Origin of the sequence: Dyella sp. BiH032, from assembly GCF_031954525.1 — a bacterium.
Classification (GTDB): Bacteria; Pseudomonadota; Gammaproteobacteria; order Xanthomonadales; family Rhodanobacteraceae; genus Dyella_D.
Map to the genome: position 1 here is coordinate 4,424,060 of NZ_CP134867.1, position 24,463 is coordinate 4,448,522.

The window sequence follows — 24,463 nt, forward strand, 5'->3', positions numbered from 1 at the left end:
AACCTTTCGTTGGCGCCTAGTGCACCTTACGGCGTAGATAGTTCAGCAGGTCGATGCGCGTGATCAGACCCATGAACTGTTCACCGTCCATCACGATCGCGACGTGGCCGCGCTCGAACACCGGCAGCAGCGAGGTGATCGGCTGGTGCACGTCGAGGATCTGTAGATTGCTGATCATGGCCGTGGAAACCGGGTCGCGGAAACGGCGCTCGTCGGCGTGCACGTGCATCAGGACATCCGACTCGTCGAGGATGCCGACCAGCTTGCTGCCGTCCATCACCGGCAGCTGCGAGACGTCGTAGAGCTTCATGCGCGTGTAGGCGGTCATCAGCAGCTCGCCCGGGCCGACCACGACCGTATCGCGTTGCGCGAACGGACGCAGCAGCAAGTCACGCAAATCGCCATGCTGCTCGCGCTCGATGAAGCCGTTGTCGAGCATCCAGTAGTCGTTGTACATCTTCGACAGATACTTGTTGCCCGTATCGCATACCAGCGTCACCACACGCTTGGGCGACGTCTGCTCGCGGCAGTACTTCAGCGCGGCGGCCAGCAGCGTGCCGGTGGACGATCCGCCCAGTACGCCTTCCTTCGCAAGCAGCTCTCGCGCGGCGAGGAAACTTTCCTTGTCGCTGATCGCGTACGCCTTCTTCACCCGGCTGAAATCGCTGATGGTGGGCAGGAAGTCTTCGCCGATGCCTTCCACCATCCAGCTGCCCGACTTGGTCGAAAGCACGCCTTCGTTGATGTACTGCGCCAGGATGGAACCGACGGGGTCCGCGAGGACGATTTCGGTATTCGGCGAATGTTCGGCGAAATAGCTAGACAACCCTGTCATGGTGCCGGACGAGCCGCACCCCACCACGATGGCGTCGACGCGCCCGTCCATCTGCTCGTAGATCTCCGGGCCGGTGGTGGCGACGTGGGCCGCGGGGTTGTCCGGATTGCCGAACTGATTGATGAAATAAGCCCCCGGCGTTTCGCGTGCGATCCGCTCGGCCATGTCCTGGTAGTACTCGGGATGGCCCTTGGCGACGTCGGAGCGGGTCAGCACCACTTCGGCGCCCATCGCCTTGAGGTTGAAGATCTTCTCCCGGCTCATCTTGTCGGGCACCACCAGGATCAGCCGGTAGCCCTTCTGCTGCGCCACCAGGGCCAGCCCGAGGCCGGTGTTGCCGGCCGTACCTTCGACGAGTGTCGCGCCCGGCTTGATCTTTCCGGCGCGCTCGGCGCCTTCGATCATCGAGAGGCCGATGCGGTCCTTGATCGATCCACCCGGGTTGGCGCTCTCCAGCTTGAGGAAGAGTTCACAGGGGCCGGCATCCAGGCGCTGCGCGCGCACCATCGGGGTGCGGCCGATCAGTTCGAGGACACTCTGGTGGACCGTCATGGAAGCTCCTGTAGGCGGGCATGGGAGCGTCCAAGCCGACGCCCCGGGAGGGCGATCATAACCGAGCGGAAACCGCCCTCCGGAACCCCCTACCCCTCACGAAACGGCCCCGGCAGCCGATCCCTCGTCGGGGTGGCTCCGGGGCCGCGGGCGTGTGCGAAACCGAGCTAGCTAGTTGACGACACGAAGCCTGTGCTCATCCCACATTCGCTGCAACCGCTCCTTGGCGTGGAGTTTTTCCTTCTTCATGCCCGTCAGGGTCATGTCATCGATAGGAAGGACGCCGATCTCGGCGTCATGCACTTTGCTGTCGAGCTCCTTGTGGTGCTGGTAGAGCCGACGGAACTCCGCGTCGGCTTTCATCAAGGCTTCGACATCGTCACGCTGCTGGTTTTCGAACATGATCCGACCTCCTCGCGAAAGACCGCGGGCGCGGGATCGGTGCGCCCGCTAACGGTGGGAAAGCACACGCACGCCAAAGACCCGCGCCGGCTCGCCGGTACGCAGGTGATCTTGGGAAGGGTGGCTATGCGCATGATTCAGGTCAGTGACCCATGGTGCCTGAGCGCCCCATGGGTATCCGACCCTACTCTCGCCTGCGGGGCCGCGCAAGCTTCCGCAGAGGAGCGCAAAACGGCGAATAAAGCCGCCTAGGCAACCATGAATCCGTCCAAGAAATGGATAAGAAAAAACCCGGCGGGACAAAGCCGCGCCGGGCTTGATGGACATGTGCCGCCGGGCTTACTTGCCCTTCTTGGGGGGCGGGCTGCTGTCGGAGGAATCGCCCTGAATCTGCGAGCGCATCGCCTTGGCGGCCTGGGTCGCCAGCTCGGCCTGGCGCTTGGCTGCATTCGCCACCTTGGCCTGGGCGGCCGCCAGCTTGCGGGCCTGTTCGGCCTGGGCCTGGGCCTGCTGGGCCTGGGCCTGGGCGGCGGCACCCTCTTCCTGCAGCCTGGCAGCCTCTTCCTGGGCCAGCTGGTACTGCAGCCGCTGCCGTTCCAGCTCGCGACGGGCCGCCTCGGCTTCACGGCGGGTGCCGTCCAGCTGGATCTGGTCGTGCTCGCGGTCCAGCTGGTTGATCTTCAGCTGGGCGTCCTGCAGCTGCGCGGTGGCCTTGGCCAGGTCCACCCGCCGCTCGGCGACGTAGAGCGCATGGGCTCGGTCGCGCGAACGGGCCTGCGCCAGGCGGGCGATGGCATCGCGGGCACGGGCCTGCTCGCTCTGCGCATAACCGCTGAGGGCGGGGTCCCGCGCCAGCTGGTCCAGGCTGCTGTTGAGACGGGCCACGTCCATGTCGTCCTTGGCGGCGTGGGCGGTGCTCATGGCGGCCGCGGCCAGGACGAGCGCCGACAGGGTGGTGCGCACGGATTTCATGGACGGCCTCCCTGGTCGTTGGTCTGGGGCAGGGTCTGGAAGCCTTCGCCCTGGGGAACGGGCTGGAGCACGGACGACGGCGGGGCCGGCATGTCCTGGGTCTGTTCCTGCGTCGGCAGGCCCTGTTGCTGCTCCTGCAGCTGCTGCTGTTGCCGCTGGGCGGCTTCTTCCTGGGCGTTCAGGTCCTGCTCGATCTGCTCGCGCAGGTCGCGGTTGGCCTGGGTCTTGCGCTGGATCTGGGCACGGGCCGCGCCCAGCCGGGCCTTGGCCCGGGCAAGCTCGGCATCGGCCTGGGCTTCCTCGGCCAGCACGGCGGCATCCTCGTACTTGCGGCTGGCCATGGCGGCCTGGGCCTGCTGGAACTTGTTCTGCGCGAAGTCCAGGTCGACCGGCGCGTAATCGGCCGCCCCGGCGTCACGGGCGTACTGCAACTGCATCTGGGCCTGGGTCATGGCGCTGTCCGGCGGGGGCACGCTGGCGCAGCCGCCAAGAGTACCGAGCGCAAGGGCGAGCGCCAGCATGGAAAACACCGTGCGGAGGCCGTTCGGACGGCCTTCCTGCGCGGAAAAGATGTGCACCATCACTCATTCCTCTAAGAGTGTCGCAGCGTATTGTGGGCGGGCATAATCGTTGTTTGCAACGCACAAGCGTCATTTCAGGGGACACGAGTGGATATTGGTTACTTCCTCAAGCTGATGGTGGACAAGGGCGCGTCGGACATGTTCCTGACGACCGGCGCCCCCGTGAACATCAAGGTGGAGGGCAAGCTGTACCCGCTGGGCAACACCGGCCTGCCCGGCGGCATGGTGAAGAAGATCGCCTATTCGCTCATGGACGAGGGCCAGGTGCCTCAGTTCGAACGCGACCTGGAGCTCAACATGGCGCTGGCGGTCAAGGAGGCCGGCCGCTTCCGCATCAACGTGTTCAAGCAGCGCGGCGAAGTGGGCATGGTGATCCGCGCGATCAAGAGCGACATCCCCAGCATCGACCAGTTGCAGCTGCCGGGCATTTTCCGCGAGCTGATCATGGAGCCGCGCGGCCTCATCCTGGTGGTCGGCGCCACCGGCTCGGGCAAGTCCACCACGCTGGCGGCGATGCTCGACCATCGCAACCAGAACTCGTCGGGCCACATCCTCACCATCGAGGATCCCATCGAGTATCTGCATCGCCACAAGAAGTCGATCATCAACCAGCGCGAAGTCGGCCTCGACACGCACAGCTATCACGAGGCGCTGAAGAACGCGATGCGCGAGGCGCCGGACGTGATCATGATCGGCGAGATCCGCGACACGGACACCATGGAAGCGGCCATCGCCTTCTCCGAGACGGGCCATCTCTGTCTCGCCACGCTGCACTCCAACAATGCGGACCAGACGCTGGAGCGCATCCTCAACTTCTTCCCGGAATCGGCGCACAAGAACGTGCTGATGAATCTCGCGCTGAATCTGCGCGCGGTGATCAGCCAGCGCCTGGTGATCGGCAAGGACGGCCGCCGCCTGCCGGCCACCGAGGTGCTGCTCAACACGCCGTTCATCCGCGACATGATCCGCCGCGGCCAGATCCACGAGGTGAAGGAAGCCATGGATCGCAGCCTGCAGGAAGGCATGCAGACCTTCGACCAGTCGCTGTACCGGCTTTTCAAGGAAGGCCGCATTGAGCTGGAGGAGGCGCTGGCCAAGGCCGATTCGCGCGATGGCCTGGCGCTCAAGATTCGCCTTTCCGAAGGCGGCGGCTCGGACAGCGCGGAGCTGGTCGGCAACGACCCCTACGGCCTGGGTTTCTGAGGCCACCCGGGCGACGGGGCGCGTGCCGCCCCGTGCGCCTCGCATCCAACCGATGCTCTGTACCCCGACGTTCCGCCTTCGATGCGAGGCATGTTGTGCACGTCCGTATGCGGTTGAAGCGCCTTGATGCGCCGGCTGGCATGGATCGGCCGCCCGTATACGAACTCACCGCCCTGGCGCGAAGGAGGCGGCACGCCTGCCGACTCGCGCTGCCACCGCCAGAGAGCGCTTCCAGACCTCCGCGGCGTCAGCCTGGCGGAGGCGCATCTGCCTGAGCTTCGGGCGCGGCCTGCCTGAAGGCATCCAGTGCCTGGCAGGCGTCGACGATGCGCCCGATGGTTGGAAAATCGCCCATCGGCAGCTTCCAGCGGACCGCGTTGTAATGCTGCGGCACCAGGCAGGCATCGGCGAGCGTGGGCTCGTCGCCATGGCAGAACCGCCCCGTCGCCACGTTGCCGGCCAGCATGGTTTCCAGCGCGCGGAACCCCTCACTGATCCAATGCCGCGACCATTCGCCGCGCATCGCGTCGTCCGCCTGGAAGGTACTGCCCAGGTATTGCAGCACCCGCAGGTTGCCCAGAGGGTGCACGTCGCAGGCCAGCAGCTGGGTCAGCGCTCGGACGCGTGCGCGGCCGGCCGCATCGGCAGGCAGCAGTGGCGGTAACGGGTGGGTTTCCTCCAGGTACTCCATGATCGCCATGGACTGCGTGAAGACCTGGCCCCGATCGACCAGACAGGGCACCAGCTCCTGCGGATTGAGCGCCTGATAGTCCGGCTGATGCTGCTCGCCGCCATTGCGGACCAGATGTACGGGCCGGCTTTCGTAGGCCAGGCCCTTGAGGTTCAGCGCGATGCGCACGCGATAGGCGGCGCTGGAGCGCCAGTAGCCGTACAACGCCAGTGCCTGGCTCATGGGGAGTCCCGTTGGCTCGTCTCAAGGCGCCTAGGATACCCGCGGCGCGGTTTACATCGCCGTGGAACGGGCGGGACAATACGGAGTTCGCGCTCCGCCGGGGCGCCGCTGCATCCCATTTCCAACCAGGAGTTGCGTCGTGTCCTTTCTCCGCATGAGCGATCTTGATCTGCGCGGCAAGCGCGTGCTGATCCGCGAAGACCTGAACGTGCCGATCGAGGACGGCCGGATCACTTCCACCCAGCGCCTGGATGCTTCGCTGCCGACCATCAAGGCCGCGCGCGATGCCGGCGCCCGCGTCATGGTGATGTCGCACCTGGGACGCCCGAAGGAAGGTCAGTTCGATGCCGAATCGTCGCTGGCGCCGGTGGCCAAGTGGCTGGGCGACAAACTCGGCGCACCGGTGCGCCTGGTCGCCGATTACCTCGGTGGCGTGGACGTGGCCGAGGGCGAGGTGGTGGTGCTGGAGAACTGCCGCATGAACGTCGGCGAGGGCAAGGACGACGAGTCCCTGTCGAAGAAGTATGCGGCGCTGTGCGATATCTTCGTGATGGACGCCTTCGGTACCGCGCATCGCGCGCAGGCTTCCACGCACGGCGTGATCAAGTACGCCCCCGTGGCCGCCGCCGGCCCGCTGCTGTCGGCCGAACTGGACGCGCTGGGCAAGGCGCTGGAGCATCCGGCGCATCCGCTCCTGGCGATCGTCGCCGGCTCCAAGGTGTCCACCAAGCTCACCCTGCTGGAGAACCTGATCGGCAAGGTCGATCAGCTGATCGTCGGGGGCGGCATCGCCAATACGTTCATCGCCGCTGCCGGGTACGGCGTCGGCAATTCGCTGTACGAACCGGATCTGCTCGATGCGGCCAAGAAGGTCATCGCCGACGCCAAGCGCCGGGGCGCCGAGGTGCCGATGCCGGTGGACGTGGTGGTGGCGCCGGAGTTCTCCGCGCATGCCCCGGCCACGGTCAAGCCGGTGGACCAGGTGAAGGACGGCGAGATGATCCTGGATATCGGCCCGCAGACGGCGAAGAACTATGCCGAGCTGATCGCCAAGGCCGGCACCGTAGTATGGAACGGCCCTGTGGGCGTGTTCGAATTCGATGCCTTCGGCAAGGGCACCGAGACCCTGGCGCGCGCGGTGGCCTCCTCCAGTGCGTTCTCCATCGCCGGCGGTGGCGACACGCTGGCCGCGGTCGACAAGTACGGTATCGAGAAGGACGTCTCGTACATTTCGACCGGCGGCGGCGCCTTCCTCGAATTCCTGGAAGGCAAGGAGTTGCCGGCCGTGGCCGCGCTCAAGGCACGCACGGCGAAGTGAGCCGCGCACGCATGCTCTGCCTGTTCGACCTCGACGGCACCCTGATCGATTCGGAACTGGGCATCGTCGCCTGCATCCGGCACGCCTTCGAGCGACTCGGCATGCCGGCGCCGGCCGATCTGCGCCACTGGATCGGCCCGCCGTTGCGGCACAGCTTCGCGCCACTGCTCGATCACGATGCGGTCCGGGTGGAAGCCGCGGTGGAGCATTACCACGAGCGTTTCCACACGCTCGGCTGGCGCGAGCATTCGGTCTATGCGGGCATCGACGCCATGATCGAACGACTGGTGGAACAGGGCCACGAGCTGGCCATCGTGACCAGCAAGCCGCACCGCCATGCCGCACCGATCGTGGAGTCGTTCCCGTTTGCCAAGGCCTTCAGCCGGCTCTACGGACCCGACCCGAGCAGCCCTCAGAGCGAGAAGGCGTCGATGATCGCCGCGGCGCTGGCCGACTTCGGCGCACAGCCGGAGCGCACAGTGATGATCGGTGACCGCCACTTCGACATCGACGGAGCGGTGGCCAACCAGGTGCGCGGCATCGGCGTGCTGTGGGGCTTCGGCAGCCGGGCGGAGCTGGAAAACGCCGGCGCCCACGCGCTGGCCGCCACGCCCGCCGAGCTGACTGCGCTGCTGACGGACTGAGCGCCCCGCCGCGGCAGGCCGTTACAATCGGCCGTCCTGCCGGGGTACGCCGATGGAAGCTCACGAAATCCGCTATGCCCTCGCGGTGTATCGCCATCTCAACTTCACGCGTGCCGCGGCGCAGTGCTTCGTCACCACGCCGGCGCTTTCCCGCGGGCTGCGCAAGCTCGAGGACGAACTCGACGCCCCGTTGTTCACCCGCGACACGCACGGCGTGCGGGTGACGTCGTTCGGTGCGCTGATGCGGCCCCATCTGGAGCAGATCGCCAATGGCATGGCTGCGGCGCGCGTGGCGAGCAAGCAGTTCCTCGACACCGACGAAGCTCCCGTACGCATCGGCGTGATGTGCACCGTCGGCCCCGCGCGCTTCCTCGGCTTTCTGGGGGAATTCCGCCTGGCCCATCCGCGCTGCCAGATGCAGCTGGCCGACCATGGCGTGGACGACCTCACCGAACAGTTGCTCAGCGGTGCGCTGGACCTGGCGGTCATGGCCTTTCCGGAGCGCGCCGACCCGCGGTTCACGGCGCAACTGCTGTATCGCGAGCCGTTCCGTATCGCGGTGCCGGCGGGCCATCCCTTCGCCGAACGCGACAGCATTCCGCTGGCGGAAGCCGCTCAGGAGCCGCATCTGTTGCGCGAAAGCTGCGAATACCAGGGCTACTGGCTCGACCAGGTTCGCCAGCTCGGCATGGAGCTTCCCGTCGCCTTCCGCAGCGAGCGTGAGGACTGGATCCAGACCATGGTCGCCGGCGGCTTCGGCATCTCGTTCGTACCCGAGTTCTCGCCGCTGATGCCCGGCATCCAGCTGCGCCCCTTCAGCGACCGCACGATCGAGCGCGAAGTGAGCCTCGTGCACATCGCGGATCGCCCCCTGAATGCAGCAGCCGCGGAATTCGCCCAGTTCGCCGCGGCATGGACATGGCGGTGACGCCCCGGTCGGAGCGCCACCGTCGCCTGACGCGCTCTTGCCTTACTTCTTCGCCGGATAGAGTGCTGCGCGCAACTTGCCGTTCGCCTGCTCTACGGCGGCCTTGGCCGCCGGTGTGTCACCGAGGGCGTCGAGCATCACGAAATCGTGGATGGTGCCCAGATACCGGGTCGCGGTGACCTCCACGCCGGCATCCATCAGCTTGTGCGCATACGCTTCGCCTTCGTCGCGCAGCACGTCGTTCTCATCGGTGATCACCAGCGCGGGCGGCAGGCCGGCGAGTTGCTCCAGCGAGGCATTGAGCGGGGTCACCAAGGGATTCTTGCGGTCGGCTTCGTTGGGCACGTAAGCATTCCAGAACCACTGCATGGCCGGCAGGGTCAGCCACGGGCCGTTAGCGAACTCGCGATACGAGCCGTTGGCGAAGTTGGCGTCGGTCACCGGATAGAACAGCACCTGATAGACGAACTTCGGGCCGCCACGCTCCTTGGCCATCAAGGTGACTGCCGCCGTCATATTGCCGCCGACGCTGTCGCCTGCGATCGCCATGTTGCCGCCGTCGATGCCGTGCTCCTTGCCGTGCTGCGCCACCCAGCGGGCCGCCGCATAGGCTTGCTCGTCCTGCACGGGGAACTTGGCTTCGGGGGCACGCGAATAGTTGACGAACACCACCGCGGCGCGCGCGCCATGCGCCAGCTGGCGGACCAGGCGATCGTGGGTGTTCTCGCTGCCAAGCACCCAGCCCGCACCGTGGATGTACAGCACCGCCGGCAGCGTGCCGGAGACGCCGCGCGGGCGGATGACGGTCAGCGAAATCTCGCCAGCCTTCGCGTCGCCGAAGCGGATCTCCTGCCTGTCGACCGGCAGCTTGGCGACGTTGCCCGACTGCGCGTCTTCGAGCACCTGACGAGCCTGCGGGACCGGCAGCTTGTAGATGGGCTGGCCGCCCTTGGCAGCGAGCGCATCGACGAAGGCCTGGGTGGCGGGTTCCAGCTGCCCGGCACTGGCTTGCGTGGCGGCGGCCAGGGCGATGGCTGCGAATAGCGACTTGAAGGTATTCATGGCGTTTCCTTGAGGTAGGTAGGCGCCTCGGCGCATCGCGCCGGGCTTGCCACGCACTCTAGGAAGGGCCGCCGCCCCATGGAATTTCCATTTCCGCAACAGCCGTTAGCCGGCGTGCAACAGGTACGCACATGCCCCGCCCTGGCGGTTCGCCAAAGAAAAAGCCGCGGCAAACCGCGGCTTTCTCGAACCAGCAACAGCTATGAGGATCAACGGATCGTGCGCTTCACCGCGTCGACCACGTGGGCCACCGTGAAACCGAAGTGCTCGAACAGCTGGTTCGCCGGCGCCGACGCGCCGAAGGTGGTCATGCCGACCACCTCGCCATCCAGACCGACGTACTTACGCCAGAAATCGGCGGTCGCCGCTTCCACCGCGACGCGGGCACGGCACCAGCCGGGCAGCACGCCTTCGCGGTATTCCAGCGGTTGTTCGTCGAACAGCTCGGTGCAGGGCATCGACACCACGCGCACCGGGATGTCCTGCTGCGCCAGCGTGCGCGCCGCTTCCATGGCCAGCTCCACTTCCGAGCCGGTGGCGATCAAGATCGCCTTGAACTTGGTGTCCTGCGGGTCGGACAACACATAGCCGCCGCGCGCGATCTGCGCCACCTGCTGCTCGCTGCGCTGCTGGTGCTTCAGATTCTGGCGCGAGAACACCAGACACGCGGGGGCGCCCTTACGCTCGATGGCAACCTTCCACGACATCGCCGACTCCACCGCGTCGCACGGTCGCCACACCTGGTTGTTCGGGATGTAGCGCAGGCTGGCCAAGTGTTCCACCGGCTGATGGGTCGGGCCGTCCTCGCCCAGGCCGATCGAGTCGTGGGTGTACACGTGGATCGCATGCGCCGGAATCAGCGCGCTCATGCGCACGGCATTGCGCGCGTAGTCGGAGAACACCAGGAAGGTCGCGTCGTACGGAATGAAGCCGCCATGCAGGGCCAGGCCGTTCGCGATCGCAGTCATGCCGAACTCGCGCACGCCGTAATAGACGTAATTGCCCTTGCCGTCGGCACTGTTGCCGTTACCCGCGTCCAGGCTGCCCTTCCACTTGGTGAGGTTGGAACCGGCCAGGTCGGCGGAGCCACCGATCAGCTCCGGCAGCAGCGGGCCGAAAGCATCCAGCGCCATCTGCGAAGCCTTGCGCGTCGCTACCTCCGGGCCTTCGGCCTGGAGCTTGGCGATGTAGGCGTTCGACTTCTCCGCCCAGTCGGCGGGGAGCTGGCCGGCGAGGCGGCGCTTCAGCTCAGCGGCCAGTTCCGGATGCGCAGCGGCGTAAGCGTCGAAGGCGGCGTTCCAATCCTGTTCGCGCTTGGCGCCCGCCGTCTTGTGATCCCAGCCAGCGTAGATCTCGGCGGGAATCTCGAACGGCGCGTAGTGCCAGCCGAGCTGCTCGCGGGCCGCGGCGATTTCGTCCTTGCCCAGCGGAGCGCCGTGGCTTTCTTCCTTGCCCTGCTTGTGCGGCGCACCGAAGCCGATGATGGTCTTGGCACAGATCAGCGTGGGCTTGTCGGAATGCGCGACGGCCTGCTCGATGGCGCGCTTGATGTCGTCCGCATTGTGACCGTCGACATGGCGAATCACGTTCCAACCGTAGGCTTCGAAGCGCTTGGCGGTGTCGTCGGTGAACCAGCCGTGCACTTCGCCGTCGATGGAAATGCCGTTGTCGTCGTAGACCGCGACCAGCTTGCCCAGGCCCCAGGTGCCGGCGAGCGAGGCCACTTCATGGGAAATGCCTTCCATCAGGCAGCCGTCGCCGAGGAACACGAAGGTGCGGTGGTCGACGATGTCGTGCCCCGGGCGGTTGAAATGCGCCGCCAGCACCTTCTCGGCCAGCGCGAAGCCGACCGCATTGGCCAGGCCCTGGCCCAGCGGGCCGGTGGTGGTTTCCACGCCGGGAGTTTCGCTGGCTTCCGGATGTCCGGCGGTCTTCGAATGCAACTGGCGGAAGCGCTTGAGCTCATCCATCGGCAGGTCGTAGCCGGTCAGGTGCAGCAGCGCGTACTGCAGCATCGAGCCGTGGCCGTTGGACAACACGAACCGGTCGCGATTGAACCACTTGGGGTTCGCCGGGTTGTGGCGCAGGAAGTCGTTCCACAACACCTCGGCAATGTCGGCCATGCCCATGGGCATGCCGGGGTGGCCGGATTTGGCGGCCTCGACGGCGTCCATGGCAAGGGCGCGGACGGCGTTGGCGAGTTCGCGACGGGTGGTCATCAGGGGGTCTCCGGGGACAGGCGGCGGCGAAAAGCGTGCATTGTCGCCGATCCACGTCAGGCTGTCGCCCGCGCCCAACGCCTTAACTCGTCCTTAATTTTTGCGGTCGCAATACGGAAACCCTTCAGGCCTGGATCGCTCTAATCCCGGACATGGCTGGCAAGGCCATGAGCGATCGCACACGCCCTCCCCTCCCCATCGGGCTGGCGGTCGTCCCCACAAGGAGAAGAGGAGTATTCCCATGAAGCAGTACCTACTTGCCCTCACTTTCGCTGGCGCCTCCTTCATCGGCGCCCCCGTCCTGGCTCAGGACGCTTCCACCGCCCAGGCGGGCGGCAATTACCTGCCGAGCCAGCCGGTCGGCAGCGGCAACTGGTTCATCGGTGCCAACGTCGGCCGCACTAACGGCAGCGATACCGGCGGCTTCGGCAGCGGCAACGGCAGCGGTTTCAATTTCCTCAAGGGCGAGAAGGGCCGTCGCACTGGCTACGGCGTGCTCGGCGGCTACCGCTGGAAGGTCGGCCAGGACCTGGGCCTCGGCCTTGAAGCCGGGTACAGCGACCTCGGCAACTATCGCGTGAAGAACGTCTTCAATTCGCAGGACGTCAACCAGCGCAGCACCACCAACGCCCTGCGTGGCTGGATGGTGGGCGTGAATGGCCGTATCAACCTGGTGCCGCAGTGGTACATCGGCGCGCATGGCGGTTACTTCCACGCCAATGACAACAACAACAACTACAACAACAGCCTCGGCCAGGATCTCGGCCTGACCAGCGGCGGCCGTTCGGGTCGCGGCAGCTGGTACGCCGGCGTCGGCACGGGCTGGGATATCAACGAGAACGTCAGCCTGGGCGTGAACTACGACTACTTCCACGCCAACGCCGGCAAGATCAAGAACACGACCACCGGCGAAGTCAGCCAGGGCCTGAAGCGCTCCACCGGCATCGTGTCGCTGAGCGGCGAATACCGCTTCTGATATCTGGAACCACAAGCCGGGTCGAAAAACGGGTGCCGTGCGCACCCGTTTTTCTTGGCTGATCATAAGGTTATGGCAGCAGACCCAACCAGGATGCTTAACTTTGGCTTAATACTGAACTGATCGGTATTGAATCTTCTAGGCCTGCTCCTATCTAAGCCACGTGAAGCCGATACCCCATCGGCCACGCGGTGCCCGGCCCTTCCCCCAACGGCCGCCACCGATCGTCCATAACAGGAGACTCTCCATGAAGAAGACGCTGCTCGCCCTCGCTTTCGCCACCGCCGGCCTGATGGCTGTTCCCGCTTTCGCGCAGAGTGCGCCGTCCGACAACGGCGGCTGGTTCATCAACGGCAATGTGGGCCGCACTTCGATCAACAAGGGCCCGTACGACGACCACGACACCGGCTACGCGCTCAATGGTGGCTACCGCTGGTCGCTGGCCCCGAACTTCGCGCTGGGTGCCGAGGTGGGCTACAACGACCTGGGCAACATCCATCCGAAGAACATCTTCAACAGCGACCCGGTCGTGGATAAGGGCAAGACCCAGCTGCACGGCTGGACCGCCGGCGTCAACGGCCGCTTCAACATCGACCAGAACTGGTACGTAGGCGCTCGCGCCGGCGTGTACAGCTGGAAGGGCCACGGCCTGAGCAACGACGTGAACCCGGTCCGCAAGAGCCTGGACGACACCAGCTGGTATGCCGGTGCAGGCTTTGGCTACAACTTCAGCAACAACGTCAGCGTCGGTCTGAACTACGACTACTTCGACGCGAAGAAGAACAAGGTGGACCTGAGCACGGACATGGTGTCCGTCAGCGCGGAATACCGCTTCTGAGGCAAGGCAAGTCGCCGCCGCTCGCACGGCGGTGGGAAAAACGAGAGGGTGCCGCAAGGCGCCCTCTTCGTTTCCGGCTCCATGAAAAAAGGCGCCTGTGCGGCGCCTTTTTTCTTCTACGGCAGGAGAAGACCGCTCAGCCGTTCCACTGACCCAGCGCGGCGAGGCCATTCTCCTTGGCGCGCTCGGCGACGGTCTTCTGCGCGCCGGCGTAATTGGCCTTCATGTCCTTCGACCACAGTTTCAGCGCGGCCTGCTGCATGGCGCGGCCGTACGAGAACGACAGCGGCCACGGATGCGGGCCCATGCGGTTCATCGCGTTGAGGTGCGCGGTCGACTGCTCGTCAGTCTGGCCGCCGGACAGGAAGACGATGCCCGGAAGGGTCGCCGGCACGGTGGTCTTCAGCACGCGCACGGTCGCCTCGGCCACTTCCTCGACGCTGGCCTGCTCTTCCGCATCCTTGCCCGGGATCACCATGCTGACTTTCAGGATGGTGCCTTCCAGCAGCACGTTCTGTTCGTACAGCGCGTTGAACAGGCTGCGCAGTACGGCTTCGTGCACTTCGTAGCTGACTTCGATGCTGTGGTCGCCGTCCATGATCACTTCCGGCTCGACCATCGGCACCAGGCCTGCCTCCTGGCACAGCGCGGCGTAGCGCGCCAGCGCGTGGCAGTTCGCCTCGATCGCGGTGGAGCTGGGGTTGTCTTCGCTGATGTTGATCACCGCGCGCCACTTGGCGAACTGCGCGCCCAGGCGCGCGTACTCCTGCAGCCGCTCGCGCAGGCCATCCAGGCCCTCGGTGACCACGTCACCCGGGAAGCCGGCCAGCGGCACCGGGCCCTTGTCCACCTTGATGCCCGGGATGATGCCGTTCTTCTTCATCACTTCGGTGAAGGGCACGCCGTCCTTGGTGGACTGGCGGATGGTTTCGTCATAGAGGATCGCGCCGGAGATGTGCTCGTTCAGGCCCGGCGTGGTGAGCAGCAACTCGCGGTAGGCGCGGCGGTTTTCCTCGGAGTTCTCGATGCCGACGGCCTCGAAACGCTTCTTGATGGTGTTGGTCGACTCGTCGATGGCGATGATGCCCTTGCCGGGCGCGACCATCGCCAAGGCGATGCTTTCAAGATCTTCGATGCTCATGACGACTCCGTAGAACGCGGGACGGCCGTTGGCCGCGTTGAAATGGAGACCGTCCCGTCGCCGGGCGGCCAAGTCTAAAAGCGCGATTATAGCCGGATCGGCACGGAGGGTCGTCCCGCCTCCGGCGGAGGCGGGTTCAGGCGTCCCGCGAAAACGGCGGGCGCAGGGTCAGGCCTGGTCGTAGCCGGGCAGCCGGCAGGCGTCGGTGATCTTCTTGGCCTCGGCCTTGTCCTCGGGCAGGTTGAAGCCCACCACGTAGTAGGTCGAGACGGGTTCCTTCTTACTGCCGTTGTTGAGCGACGGGCCGTATTCGAAACGCTTGACCACGCTCGAGGCGGCGGAACCCAAATCGCTCTGCGGCACGACCTTTTTCGCGGTCACGTCCTGCGGCTTGCCGTCGGTGCCGATCTCGTACGTCACTGCCACGCAGCCGGGCTTGGTGAGGTTCTGCCCGCTGTTGGGGACATCCGCCTGCACCGAGCCGTAATTGAGCAGAATCCAGTACGAGGAGAGCCGCTCGGGTTCGACCCGCCGCGCCTGCGACTGGGCGAACGCCGGTGCGGCGCACGCCACCGACAGCGCCGCGACGGCGGCAAGCGGCATCGAACGAAGCTTCGTCTTCATGGACCGACTCCTTGGGACATGGGGGATGTGGAGCGCAGTGTATCCCCGGCACCGGATACCGGCGCATCCGGGCCGGCCGGCGCGTCAGAGATCGCGCAGGCTTTCCACCATGCCCTCGGGCCCCACCGACAACAGCTTCAGCGTATTGGTACCGCCGCCGCGGCCGATATGGTCGCCATGGGTCATCACCACGCGGTCGCCCTCGGCCAGCTTGCCCTGGGAGAACAGCAGCCGCACCGCCTCGCGCGCCGAGGCCGCAGTGGTCTGCGAACTAGCGTGGGTGAACTCCACCGGCTGCACGTCGCGCAGCATCAGCATGCGGCGGCGGGCGTCCGCGAACGGCGACAGCGCATAGATCGGCACCGCGCTGCGATAGCGCGACAGCCACTGCGCGGTCGCGCCCGACTCGGTCAATGCCACCAGGGCGCGCACGCCGAGCTGGCTGGCCAGCAGCATCGCGGCCAGCGCGATGGCCTGGTCGGTACGGTCGAGGCGGTGGCCCGCATTGGCCAGATCTTCCTTCGGCTCGAACTGGCGCTCGGCGCCCAGGCAGATGCGGCGCAGCGCCGCCACTGCCTTGTCCGGATGCGCGCCGGCCGCCGATTCCTCGGACAGCATTACCGCATCGGTGCCGTCGATCACGGCGTTGGCCACGTCCAGCACTTCCGCGCGGGTCGGGATCGGCGAACGCACCATCGACTGCAGCATCTGCGTGGCCGTAATGACGGCGCGATTGCGCTGCACGGATTCGCGGATGATCTTCTTTTGTAGGCCCGGCAGCTCGGCATCGCCGATCTCCACGCCCAGGTCGCCGCGCGCGACCATCACCACATCGGAGGCGTCGATGATCTCGCCCAGCAGGGGGATCGCGTCGGCGCGTTCGATCTTGGCGACCAGGCCCGCTTTGCCGCCAGCTTCTTCCAGCAGGCGGCGCGCCTGCTCCATGTCGGCCGCCGAGCGCACGAACGACACGGCCAGGAAGTCCGCGCCGATTTCGGCAGCCAGCTTGATGTCCGACTTGTCCTTCTCCGACAGCGCCGACACCGACAGGCCGCCGCCCTGGCGATTCAGGCCCTTGCGATCGGACAGGCGTCCGGCCACCAGCACGCGGCAACGCACTTCGGCGCCAGCGACTTCTTCCACCGTCAGCGCGACCAGGCCATCGTCGAGCAGCAGCACGTCGCCGGCGCTCACATCCCGCGGAAGGTCGTAATAGCTCACGCCGACGCGGCTGGCGTCGCCCAGCGGCGCGTCCGGCCGGCAATCCAGCACGAAGCTGTCGCCCAGGCGCAGTTCCACCGGCCCGTTGGCGAATTTTTCGATGCGGATCTTCGGCCCCTGGAGATCAGCCAGCACGCCGACTTCGCGTCCGAGCTTCTCGGCCGCGGCACGGACCGCGTTGGCGCGCGCCCGGTGGTCGTCGGGCTGTCCATGGGACAAGTTGAGGCGGACGACGTCCACGCCCTCGGCAATGATTTTCTCGAGCATGCCCGGCACGTCCGTGGCGGGTCCGAGGGTGGCGACAATCTTTGTGCGGCGCAGCGGGGTTTCGTTATTCATCATTCGAGGCTAGCAGAACCGCTTCGTTCCGCCAGAGGGTCCGCAACGGCATTTTCCAACCGCTTCCACCCTACCCCTGCGCACGGCCTCGCATCGGTCTACCACTGCATGAAGTGGTATGGCTTTTCGAGAACGTCATTGGCCTCGACCGGCATCACTGGTATGCATGTCATACAAGCAGACGGCGATGGCGCAGCGTCGGCAGCGCGCCACCGCGAAGGCTCGTTCGCTGGCTCCGTTCGATGAGGCCACCGAGTGCTTTCCTGCCCTTCAAAACCCAAAGATCGATCCGGCATTTTTGTTCTGCAATGCAACAAAACAGCGTCGCATCACTTAGCCAGCGCCCGGTTGAGCACCTCCGCCAGACGCGTACCGGCGATCCGCAACTGGCTCTCGGCGACAGGCAGTTCGGCGGCCACGTAGGCGTCGTCGATCTTGTGGCCGTCCGGATAGATGTCACGGGTGGCGGCGCACGACTGCTCGGCCCACTGCGCGTAAGGGTTGTCCAGCGGCGGGATCGGCTGGGGCAGCGATACCGGAGCGCGGGACTCCAATTCGGCCGCATACGCGCGCCAATCCTTGCCGTGGGTGCCGAGCAGGCCGGAATCCCACACGCTGTGCAGGTTGGTGCCCTTGCCCTGGAACTGCACCTGGTAGGCGTTGCCGCCCTTGTCGTCGCGATAGCCGGCGTGCAGCGGCTGATGCACGTCGCCCACGAAGTGCACCACGAATTTCAGCGCCTCCAGGCGCAGCGCATCCGGCTGGCTCCGATCAGCCAGCACGGCGACGTAGCGATCGAGTCCGCCGACCACGCATTGGTCGCCCGGGCAATCGCGGGGCGGCACATAAGCGCAATCATCCGAGCGGAAATTGATGTAGTGCAGCTTGGACGTGGCCTTGGCCAGCGCCTCGCGCGAAGCATCGTCCCGCAGTTCGTCGGCCCAGCTGGCGATATCGGCCAGCGACCGCGTGTGTTCGGGAGCGAGCAGACGCTCGACCTCCGCCTCGGCGGCGGGGCTCAGTCGCCGCTGCGCCAGTTCGGCCACGATGGCGTGGCCCTGCCTTCCCCAGGCATGGACGGCGGGCGTGACGGCGAGCGCGGCAAGCAGGCCGGCGAGAAGGCGACGGGAAGCGAGCATGGGGTTTCCAGCGATGAGAGGGAAATGGAAAAAGCGAGCCACGCCGCGTCAACGTCGGCGTGGCGCAACGTGCGAAGTAAATCAGCCGGCCGCCGCCTTGTGCAGCAGGGTGCCGGTGGCGTCGCGCACGCTCACGTCCACGGCGATGCCCTGCCGCACGCTCTGCGTGACCGTGCAGAAGTCTTCGAACTGCGCCAGCGCGCGGTCCAGGTGCGAAAGGTCCGCCTCGGCCTGGCCCAGGTCGAGATCGACCGCGATGCGCGCCACGCGCCAGCGCCCCTGTTCGTTGCGCGCCAGCGTGGCCCGCGCCTTGGCGGCCAGCCGCTCGGGTTCGTTCTTGTACTTGCGCAGCGCGAACAGCAGGCTGGCCGACAGGCAGTTCGCCACGGCCGTCGCCAGCATGCGCGAAGGGTTGGGGCCGACGCCCTTGCCCAGCGGCGGGTTTTCGTCCGTCAGCAGGTCGGGAATGGCAGTCTCGTCGAAGCGAACGCGGAATTCGTAGCCGGACACCTGTTCCAGGCTGATCTCGATGGTCTGCTGCTCGTCGCTCATGGCGTGGCCCCTGCGGTACGGACTGGCGGTGAAGCCGGCGAGCCTACCCCACATGCACGCGGAATGAACCGTGCCGGATGAGATGGCCTCCCATTCCAGCTACCATAAGCGCTCTTTGGCGGCCTCCCGGCCGCCGCCGCCCGTCATCACTTCCGGAGGACGCTGTCTCATGGCCATCAAGGTCGCCATCAACGGTTACGGTCGCATCGGCCGCAATGTTCTGCGCGCGCTGTACGAGTCCGGTCGCACCAACGAGTTCCAGATCGTTGCGATCAATGACCTCGGCGACGCCGAGACCAATGCCCACCTGACCCAGTACGACACCGCCCACGGCAAATTTCCGGGCACCGTGTCGGTGGACGGCGGCGACCTGATCGTCAATGGCGACCGCATCAAGGTCTGCGCCGAGCGCGACCCGTCCAAGCTGCCCTGGGGCGACCTGGGCATCGACGTGGTGCTGGAGTGCACCGGCCTGTTCACCTCCAAGGCCAAGGCCGGCGCGCACATCACGGCGGGCGCGAAGAAGGTGATCATTTCCGCCCCGGGCGAAAAGGACGTGGACGGCACCTTCGTGTTCGGCGTGAACGAGGACAAGCTCACCGCCGCGCACCAGGTCATCTCCAACGCTTCCTGCACCACCAACTGCCTGGCGCCGCTGGCCAAGGTGCTGCACGAGAAGATCGGCATCGTGCACGGCCTGATGACCACCATCCATGCCTACACCAACGACCAGGTGCTGACCGACGTCTATCACAAGGACCTGCGCCGCGCCCGCTCGGCCACCATGAGCCAGATCCCGACCAAGACCGGCGCCGCCGCCGCGGTGGGCCTGGTGCTGCCGGAGCTGAACGGCAAGCTGGACGGCTTCGCCATGCGCGTGCCGACCATCAACGTGTCGGTGGTCGACCTCACCTTCGTCGCCAAGCGCGAGACCAGCCACGAAGAGATCGACGCGATCATCAACGAAGCCGCCAACGGCAAGCTCAAGGGCATCCTCGCGGTGAACACCAAGCCGCTGGTGTCGGTGGACTTCAACCACAACCCGGCTTCCTCCACTTACGACGCCACCCAGACCCGCGTGATGGGCGGTACCCTGGTGAAGGTGCTGAGCTGGTACGACAACGAGTGGGGTTTCTCCAATCGCATGCTCGACATCACCAAGGCACTGATGGCCGCCAAGTAAGCGGCAGCCAGCTGCTGGACCGAAAGAGCCGGGCCTTGCCCGGCTTTTTCTTTGCGTCGACTTGCCGCACGGCCAGACCGGATGCGGCGCCTATCATGGCGGCCATGGAACGCTCCGCCTCTATCGACGAACGCAGCCTGGCCATCCTGGTCGATCGCTTCTACGACAAGGTCCGCGCCGATCCCGCGCTGGGCCCGGTCTTCGACGTCGCCGTGCATGACTGGGACGGGCACAAGCGCACGCTGGTGTCGTTCTGGTCTTCGGTGGCGCTGGGCACGCAGCGCTATCGCGGCTCGCCGATGTCCGCGCACCGCGCACACCCGATCCGCGGCGAGCATTTCGACCGTTGGCTGGTGCTGTGGCGAGAGACCGTGGAGGAGCTGTTCGAGGAAGTGCCCGCCGCTCGCATGATCGAATACGCCGAACGCATCGGCCGCAGCCTGCGCATGGGCTTGGGTTTATCGGCGCGGCCCGGCTCCCATCCGCTGGGCATTCCGGTCGTAGGGCGCTGAGATCTCGCGCGGGAAGAAGCGAACGTTGACGGAGATGTTGCGCCTCGTAGGACCCCTCACCCCAACCCCTCTCCCACGGGAACTACCTTCGGATCACCCGGAGGAGAGAGGGAGCTGGAATGGTTTCAGCCGAGCGCTTTCAGCGCGGCGTCGTAATCCGGCTCGTTGGCGATCTCGCCGACCATTTCGGCATGGACTACCTTGTCGTCCTGGTCCAGCACCACCACCGCACGGGCCGCCAGCCCGGCCAGCGGGCCGGAGGTGATGGCCACGCCGTAGTCACGCAGAAACTCATGGCCGCGCAGCGTCGACAGCGTCACGACGTTGTCGAGACCTTCGGCGCCGCAGAAGCGCGCCTGCGCGAACGGAAGGTCCGCAGAGATGCACAGCACTACGGCGTCCTGCAGCGAAGCGGCCTTCTCGTTGAAGCGCCGCACTGAGGTCGCGCAGGTCGGCGTATCGATGCTGGGGAAGATGTTGAGCACCTTGCGCTTGCCGCCGAAGGACGCCAGCGTCTTGTCGGACAGGTCCTTGCCGACCAGCGAGAAGGCCGGTGCCTTGTCGCCCGGCTTCGGGAAGTGGCCGTCGACCTGGACGGGATTGCCTTTGAGCGTGACCGTGGACATGCGTTTCTCCTTGGATGGAATGAAGGCCGCCAAGTAAACCACGCCGCGGCCTTCGCCGCTCAGTCCAGCGACTTCTCCAGGTTCTTCTCGAACAGGTCGCTGTCGCGATCGCTGGTCATGTCGTAGAGGCTGTAGCGCCGGTTGAGCCGTGCGCCGCCGTCGCGCAGCAGCGGCTGCCACATGAAGTTGGCCCGGGCGCGGCTGGAGCGCGGCAGCAGCAGGTCGAAAGGAATGGAGAAATAGATGCCCTTGTCGAAACTGCCTTCACCCGTCTGCGAGCCGGACTTGTTGGTCAGCGTGGCATAGGCGCCCATGCGCACGCCGTTGGCGAACTCGCGCGACAGGTCCAGCGTGACACCGTAGTCCTTCGCCAGATAACGGCCCACGCTGGCCGCCAGCGTCACGTCATGGAAGCCGGTATTGAGGTACAGCGTGGCGTTGCCCACCACCGTCTTGTAGCCGCGCAGCGCGAAGTCCTGGCGGAATCCACGCTGGCGCACCCAGTTCACGTCCACACCGAACGCCCAGCGCTCGCCGTAGGGGCGATACAGCACCTCGCCGCCGACGCCGGCGTACATCGATTCCAGCATGCCGCCATAAGCCATGCCGAACACGTCCGGCGCCAGCACCTTGGTGCCGGTGAGCTGGAAGTTGGGCATGGTCACGTCGGAAGTGGTCAGGTACTGGCGGATGTTGGTGCGCACGCGCGGCAGCAGGCTGGGCGCGGTATAGGTGAACTTGTCGTAGTTGTTGAGCAGGTTGACGCTCAGCGTGCCGTCCCACCACAGGTTGCGGTTGAAGCGGTAGGTCGCGTTGCCGTTGAGCGAGAACTGGTAGAGCACGAACGCGTTCGGTCCGCCCAGGCTCTGCTGGTAGCCGAGCGATACGCCGCCGTCGAAGCGCTTGGGCGGCTTGGTGAAGAGCACCTCTTCCTGCTGCTGCCCCGGCGGATTCTGCTCGGCGCTGCGGCGCAGTTCCTGCATGTCGATGCGATGGTCCAGCGCGTCGATGAAGCGCGGGCGGTGGATGCTCTGCTCGGCCACCGGCATGCCGTAGCTTTCGTCGCCCACCGTAAACCAGTCGATGCTCTCGTCGACGCGGTTATCCAGGATGCGCGCGGTGCGCCCCAGCGTGCGGCTCGGATAGAAGTAGGTACGCGGCTCGCCGTGCACCACCAGCTCGGAACCGCGGCGCCCGATGCTGCTGACGTCGATGCCCGCATTGGCTTCCAGCGCCTTGCTCAGCGCCTCCCAATCCACCTGCTCCGGCGGCTTGCGCACGAGCGCCGCCGCGCCTTCCGGCGGATCCGGCGTGATGGCCAGGCCGCGTACCGGCTCCGGCGGCGGGTCCGCCGTCTTGCGCGGTTCCGCATGGCGCGAAAGATTGGAATGCAGCGTCAAGGTCGCCATGATCTTGTCGCCGCGCTCGAAGCCAAGCGAGAAGTCGACGTTGTCGTTCACGCGGTACAGGGCCGCGACGTTGATCGGCGAGCGCTGCTTGAAGCGATTGCCCAAGCCTTCGTGCTTGTAGTTGTTGCCGTCCAGCTCTACCTTCAGCCGCAGCTTGTCCAGCGGCGTCTGGTACTCGATGCCGCCGATGAAGGCCGCCGGCCCGCGGAAGTAGCGCAGCGTATTGAACTCGCCGCCCTGCTGGTTAGTGTTGCCGGCGCGGTGGTCGAAGCCGCTCCACGCCCAGCCGAGCGGGCTCTTGATGTCGCCGCGCGCGCCCATGTTGCCCCAGGCCAACCCGGCGGTGAGGTCCACCGGGCCGAAGCGCTTGCTCGCCACCACGTACTCGCTGCCGAACAAGCCGGTACCGCCGATGTCGCGCCCACCCACCGCCACGGCAGGCCGCCAGCGGGTCTCGTCCCACAAGCGCACCTTCAGGTCGATCGACTTGTCCTTGTAGCTCTGGTGCCCACTGAGTCCGACCGGTCCGTACAGGCGGTTGCTCACCGCGCTATAGCGGAACGTGCCCTCGATCCAGGGCAACGGCTGCAACGAAAGGTTGTAATGCGTGTACGGATAGGTGCGCGAGGCCGTGAACGCCAGCTCGCCTTCGTCCGCCATGCGTGCGGTCGGCGTCTGCATCAGGCCGACTTCGCCGAAGTCGTTGCGCGAGTAGCCGGGCGCCTCCTGTGCGTGCAGCGCGCACACGATGCACTGGGTCAGCAGCAAGCCCGCCGGCAGGGCGATGCGACCGTAGGAGCGGGCGCGATGCGGGCTCATGGCGGCACTCCACCCATGGGCTGGGTGGCGATGAAGTCCGCCATCTCGCGATTGAACACGGCATCGGCCGCGCCGGCGGTGCGGCGCTTGTCGAGCGGCACGTAGACGATCGCACCCGGCGCCAGCGCCATCGGCGGACTGGCATTCCATAGAGCGATACCCAGCTCGAACACCTGGCCGTCCGGCTGGATCACGAACAGCGAATCGCGATCGGCGAAGCGCGTGGGACAAGCCTCGACATAACGCCGTGCGTCCTGCAGCGCGACATGAGGCAGCTCGCACGGCGCATTCACCGCGCCCACCACGCGCACGGTCGACGGACGCCGCGGATAGCTCAGCGTATCGCCGTCGTCGACCGGGAGATTGTCCGCGCTGCTGGCGGCCATCGCGCCCGGGTCGAGCGTTCGAGCCACGCGGCGGCCGGTCACCGGCATGGCCTGCAACCAATCGCGCAGCGAAGCGCTCAGTGCGCTGAACGAAGCGTCGCCACCACGGTGCGCCTGGTCCGCGACCGCGCCCAGCTCATAAAGAAGCCCGGCCTGCAATCGCCGCTGCTCCATCACGCGCGAGCGCTGCGTCCAGCTCGCGCCGAGCATGTAGGCGTCCGGCCTCACCTGTGCAGCCGCCGCGACGTCGGCGAGCCGTACGTTACCGCCCAAGGTCTGCATGCCCGGCCGCTCGACGTCTCCGGAAACCGTGACGGAAACCGCCGCCATCACGTGGACCGGCCAGCAGAGGCAGACCAGCCATCCAAGCAGGCAGGCGGATTTCACGTTCGCGTCTCCCGGTACGGACGCAACTGAATCAGTTCCAGCGTCTGTCCCGGCGCCGCGTGCTGGCGGCTCTTCCAGATGAAGCCGTCGGCGGGATCGACCCAATAGCGGTTCACCACATCGAAGCCTGCACCTTCTGCGCTCACGCGCTCGTCGTAGCGCAGCAGCCGATGTGCCTGCCCGAGAATCTCGACGTCCTCCGCGCCCTTCGGTTCGAGGCGCGCTTTCGCGGCGACGCCATAGCGGTAGCCGGGCGACCAGTCCAGCACGCGGCGGTATTCCACCGGTCCTTGCACGTGCTGCAGGCCAGAAATGAACGGATCGCTCGCGTCGAGCGTCGCATGGTCGAGATTGGCGTCGAGCCCGACGGTGCGGACGATCACGCCATGCCGCAGAAACAGCGCCTGGCCGTCGGGGCCATACCAACCCTGCACGTCGCCCTGCGTGGCGGCGAGCAGCAGGATCGCCTGGCCGCCGGGCGCATTGACCTGCATCTGGTAGTAGGGCTCCGCGGCGACGGAGGCCGCGGTGGGGTGTACCTCGGTGCCGCCGCGAATGGCTTGCCGGATAGTGTCCGCGCTACCGAACGAGACGTCGGTGCACGCGGTCACCGCGCAACTCGCAGCCGCCAGGGCCGCGAGGCGGAGCGAAGCTCGCCACGGAAACGTCGTCATGCGCGTAG

The 24,463-nt window shown here is 66.2% G+C and carries 25 protein-coding genes; 9 read left to right on the forward strand and 16 right to left on the reverse strand.

Annotated features, from left to right (window positions below):
• Window positions 1-16: 16 nt before the first annotated feature.
• From RKE25_RS19425 to RKE25_RS19440, 4 genes are all read right to left on the reverse strand, one after another.
• Window positions 17-1,387, reverse strand: a complete 1,371-nt coding sequence (locus tag RKE25_RS19425; RefSeq protein ID WP_311839729.1) for a pyridoxal-phosphate dependent enzyme — start codon at window positions 1,385-1,387, stop codon at window positions 17-19.
• A 171-nt stretch (window positions 1,388-1,558) separates the two neighbouring features.
• Window positions 1,559-1,789: a YdcH family protein gene (locus tag RKE25_RS19430; protein ID WP_311839730.1), complete on the reverse strand. Its 231-nt coding sequence runs from the start codon at window positions 1,787-1,789 to the stop codon at window positions 1,559-1,561.
• 339 nt (window positions 1,790-2,128) lie between these two features.
• Window positions 2,129-2,761 (reverse strand): hypothetical protein, encoded by a 633-nt coding sequence (locus tag RKE25_RS19435; protein ID WP_311839731.1) that lies wholly within the window; start codon window positions 2,759-2,761, stop codon window positions 2,129-2,131.
• A complete protein-coding gene (locus RKE25_RS19440; RefSeq protein ID WP_311839732.1) occupies window positions 2,758-3,342 on the reverse strand; it encodes a DUF4398 domain-containing protein in 585 nt (194 codons plus the stop codon). The genes RKE25_RS19435 and RKE25_RS19440 overlap by 4 nt, the downstream gene beginning before the upstream one ends.
• An 87-nt stretch (window positions 3,343-3,429) precedes the next feature.
• Here RKE25_RS19440 and RKE25_RS19445 point away from each other — a divergent pair, with 87 nt between their 5' ends.
• A complete protein-coding gene (locus RKE25_RS19445) occupies window positions 3,430-4,545 on the forward strand; it encodes a PilT/PilU family type 4a pilus ATPase (RefSeq protein ID WP_311839733.1) in 1,116 nt (371 codons plus the stop codon).
• A gap of 247 nt (window positions 4,546-4,792) precedes the next feature.
• Here RKE25_RS19445 and maiA read toward each other — a convergent pair whose 3' ends face one another.
• Window positions 4,793-5,458: a maleylacetoacetate isomerase gene (gene maiA, locus RKE25_RS19450; RefSeq protein ID WP_311839734.1), complete on the reverse strand. Its 666-nt coding sequence runs from the start codon at window positions 5,456-5,458 to the stop codon at window positions 4,793-4,795.
• A 139-nt stretch (window positions 5,459-5,597) separates the two neighbouring features.
• Between maiA and RKE25_RS19455 the strand changes: the two genes are divergently transcribed.
• Genes RKE25_RS19455 through RKE25_RS19465 form a run of 3 tightly spaced genes read left to right on the forward strand, consistent with a single transcriptional unit; the run spans window position 5,598 to window position 8,348 of the window.
• The gene (locus tag RKE25_RS19455) at window positions 5,598-6,776 is read left to right on the forward strand and encodes a phosphoglycerate kinase (RefSeq protein WP_311839735.1); all 1,179 of its coding nucleotides are present in this window, start codon (window positions 5,598-5,600) and stop codon (window positions 6,774-6,776) included.
• 11 nt (window positions 6,777-6,787) lie between these two features.
• A complete protein-coding gene (locus tag RKE25_RS19460; RefSeq protein WP_311842442.1) occupies window positions 6,788-7,420 on the forward strand; it encodes an HAD hydrolase-like protein in 633 nt (210 codons plus the stop codon).
• Window positions 7,421-7,472: 52 nt separating this feature from the next.
• A complete protein-coding gene (locus RKE25_RS19465) occupies window positions 7,473-8,348 on the forward strand; it encodes a LysR family transcriptional regulator (protein ID WP_311839736.1) in 876 nt (291 codons plus the stop codon).
• Window positions 8,349-8,390: 42 nt separating this feature from the next.
• Here RKE25_RS19465 and RKE25_RS19470 read toward each other — a convergent pair whose 3' ends face one another.
• Together RKE25_RS19470 and tkt are read right to left on the reverse strand one after the other, a co-directional pair.
• Window positions 8,391-9,410, reverse strand: a complete 1,020-nt coding sequence (locus RKE25_RS19470) for an alpha/beta hydrolase (protein WP_311839737.1) — start codon at window positions 9,408-9,410, stop codon at window positions 8,391-8,393.
• Window positions 9,411-9,619: 209 nt separating this feature from the next.
• The gene (gene tkt, locus RKE25_RS19475; RefSeq protein WP_311839738.1) at window positions 9,620-11,629 is read right to left on the reverse strand and encodes a transketolase; all 2,010 of its coding nucleotides are present in this window, start codon (window positions 11,627-11,629) and stop codon (window positions 9,620-9,622) included.
• A 241-nt stretch (window positions 11,630-11,870) separates the two neighbouring features.
• Here tkt and RKE25_RS19480 point away from each other — a divergent pair, with 241 nt between their 5' ends.
• Together RKE25_RS19480 and RKE25_RS19485 are read left to right on the forward strand one after the other, a co-directional pair.
• Complete coding sequence (locus tag RKE25_RS19480; protein WP_311839739.1) at window positions 11,871-12,605, forward strand: porin family protein; 735 nt, start codon at window positions 11,871-11,873, stop codon at window positions 12,603-12,605.
• A 247-nt stretch (window positions 12,606-12,852) separates the two neighbouring features.
• Window positions 12,853-13,443 (forward strand): porin family protein, encoded by a 591-nt coding sequence (locus tag RKE25_RS19485; RefSeq protein ID WP_311839740.1) that lies wholly within the window; start codon window positions 12,853-12,855, stop codon window positions 13,441-13,443.
• 136 nt (window positions 13,444-13,579) lie between these two features.
• Here the strand turns inward: RKE25_RS19485 and RKE25_RS19490 are convergent, their stop codons facing one another.
• The 3 genes from RKE25_RS19490 to pyk all read right to left on the reverse strand — a co-directional run bounded on the left by RKE25_RS19490 (window position 13,580) and on the right by pyk (window position 16,768).
• Window positions 13,580-14,584, reverse strand: coding sequence for a class I fructose-bisphosphate aldolase (locus RKE25_RS19490; protein ID WP_311839741.1), 1,005 nt, complete (start codon window positions 14,582-14,584; stop codon window positions 13,580-13,582).
• A 168-nt stretch (window positions 14,585-14,752) separates the two neighbouring features.
• The gene (locus RKE25_RS19495; protein WP_311839742.1) at window positions 14,753-15,208 is read right to left on the reverse strand and encodes an energy transducer TonB; all 456 of its coding nucleotides are present in this window, start codon (window positions 15,206-15,208) and stop codon (window positions 14,753-14,755) included.
• Window positions 15,209-15,292: 84 nt separating this feature from the next.
• The gene (gene pyk, locus RKE25_RS19500; protein ID WP_311842443.1) at window positions 15,293-16,768 is read right to left on the reverse strand and encodes a pyruvate kinase; all 1,476 of its coding nucleotides are present in this window, start codon (window positions 16,766-16,768) and stop codon (window positions 15,293-15,295) included.
• A 166-nt stretch (window positions 16,769-16,934) separates the two neighbouring features.
• Here pyk and RKE25_RS19505 point away from each other — a divergent pair, with 166 nt between their 5' ends.
• Window positions 16,935-17,105 (forward strand): hypothetical protein, encoded by a 171-nt coding sequence (locus tag RKE25_RS19505; protein ID WP_311839743.1) that lies wholly within the window; start codon window positions 16,935-16,937, stop codon window positions 17,103-17,105.
• Here RKE25_RS19505 and RKE25_RS19510 read toward each other — a convergent pair.
• Window positions 17,098-17,907, reverse strand: coding sequence for a S1/P1 nuclease (locus RKE25_RS19510; protein ID WP_311839744.1), 810 nt, complete (start codon window positions 17,905-17,907; stop codon window positions 17,098-17,100). The two genes, RKE25_RS19505 and RKE25_RS19510, sit on opposite strands and share 8 nt — an antisense overlap.
• An 81-nt stretch (window positions 17,908-17,988) precedes the next feature.
• Window positions 17,989-18,459, reverse strand: a complete 471-nt coding sequence (locus RKE25_RS19515; RefSeq protein WP_311839745.1) for an OsmC family protein — start codon at window positions 18,457-18,459, stop codon at window positions 17,989-17,991.
• A gap of 169 nt (window positions 18,460-18,628) precedes the next feature.
• Here RKE25_RS19515 and gap point away from each other — a divergent pair, with 169 nt between their 5' ends.
• Both gap and RKE25_RS19525 read left to right on the forward strand, forming a co-directional pair.
• Window positions 18,629-19,642, forward strand: a complete 1,014-nt coding sequence (gene gap / locus RKE25_RS19520) for a type I glyceraldehyde-3-phosphate dehydrogenase (RefSeq protein WP_311839746.1) — start codon at window positions 18,629-18,631, stop codon at window positions 19,640-19,642.
• A 104-nt stretch (window positions 19,643-19,746) separates the two neighbouring features.
• Window positions 19,747-20,154 carry a group III truncated hemoglobin gene (locus RKE25_RS19525; RefSeq protein ID WP_311839747.1) on the forward strand — a complete coding sequence of 136 codons (408 nt, stop codon included), beginning with the start codon at window positions 19,747-19,749 and terminating at the stop codon, window positions 20,152-20,154.
• 125 nt (window positions 20,155-20,279) lie between these two features.
• Here RKE25_RS19525 and tpx read toward each other — a convergent pair whose 3' ends face one another.
• Genes tpx through RKE25_RS19545 form a run of 4 tightly spaced genes read right to left on the reverse strand, consistent with a single transcriptional unit; the run spans window position 20,280 to window position 24,455 of the window.
• Window positions 20,280-20,780, reverse strand: a complete 501-nt coding sequence (gene tpx, locus RKE25_RS19530) for a thiol peroxidase (protein WP_311839748.1) — start codon at window positions 20,778-20,780, stop codon at window positions 20,280-20,282.
• Window positions 20,781-20,839: 59 nt separating this feature from the next.
• Window positions 20,840-23,008, reverse strand: a complete 2,169-nt coding sequence (locus tag RKE25_RS19535; RefSeq protein WP_311839749.1) for a YjbH domain-containing protein — start codon at window positions 23,006-23,008, stop codon at window positions 20,840-20,842.
• Entirely contained in the window at window positions 23,005-23,781 is a 777-nt protein-coding gene (locus tag RKE25_RS19540; protein ID WP_311839750.1) for a capsule biosynthesis GfcC family protein, read from the reverse strand. Before RKE25_RS19540 ends, RKE25_RS19535 begins: the two co-directional genes overlap by 4 nt.
• Window positions 23,778-24,455 carry a YjbF family lipoprotein gene (locus RKE25_RS19545; protein WP_311839751.1) on the reverse strand — a complete coding sequence of 226 codons (678 nt, stop codon included), beginning with the start codon at window positions 24,453-24,455 and terminating at the stop codon, window positions 23,778-23,780. Before RKE25_RS19545 ends, RKE25_RS19540 begins: the two co-directional genes overlap by 4 nt.
• Window positions 24,456-24,463: the final 8 nt, after the last annotated feature.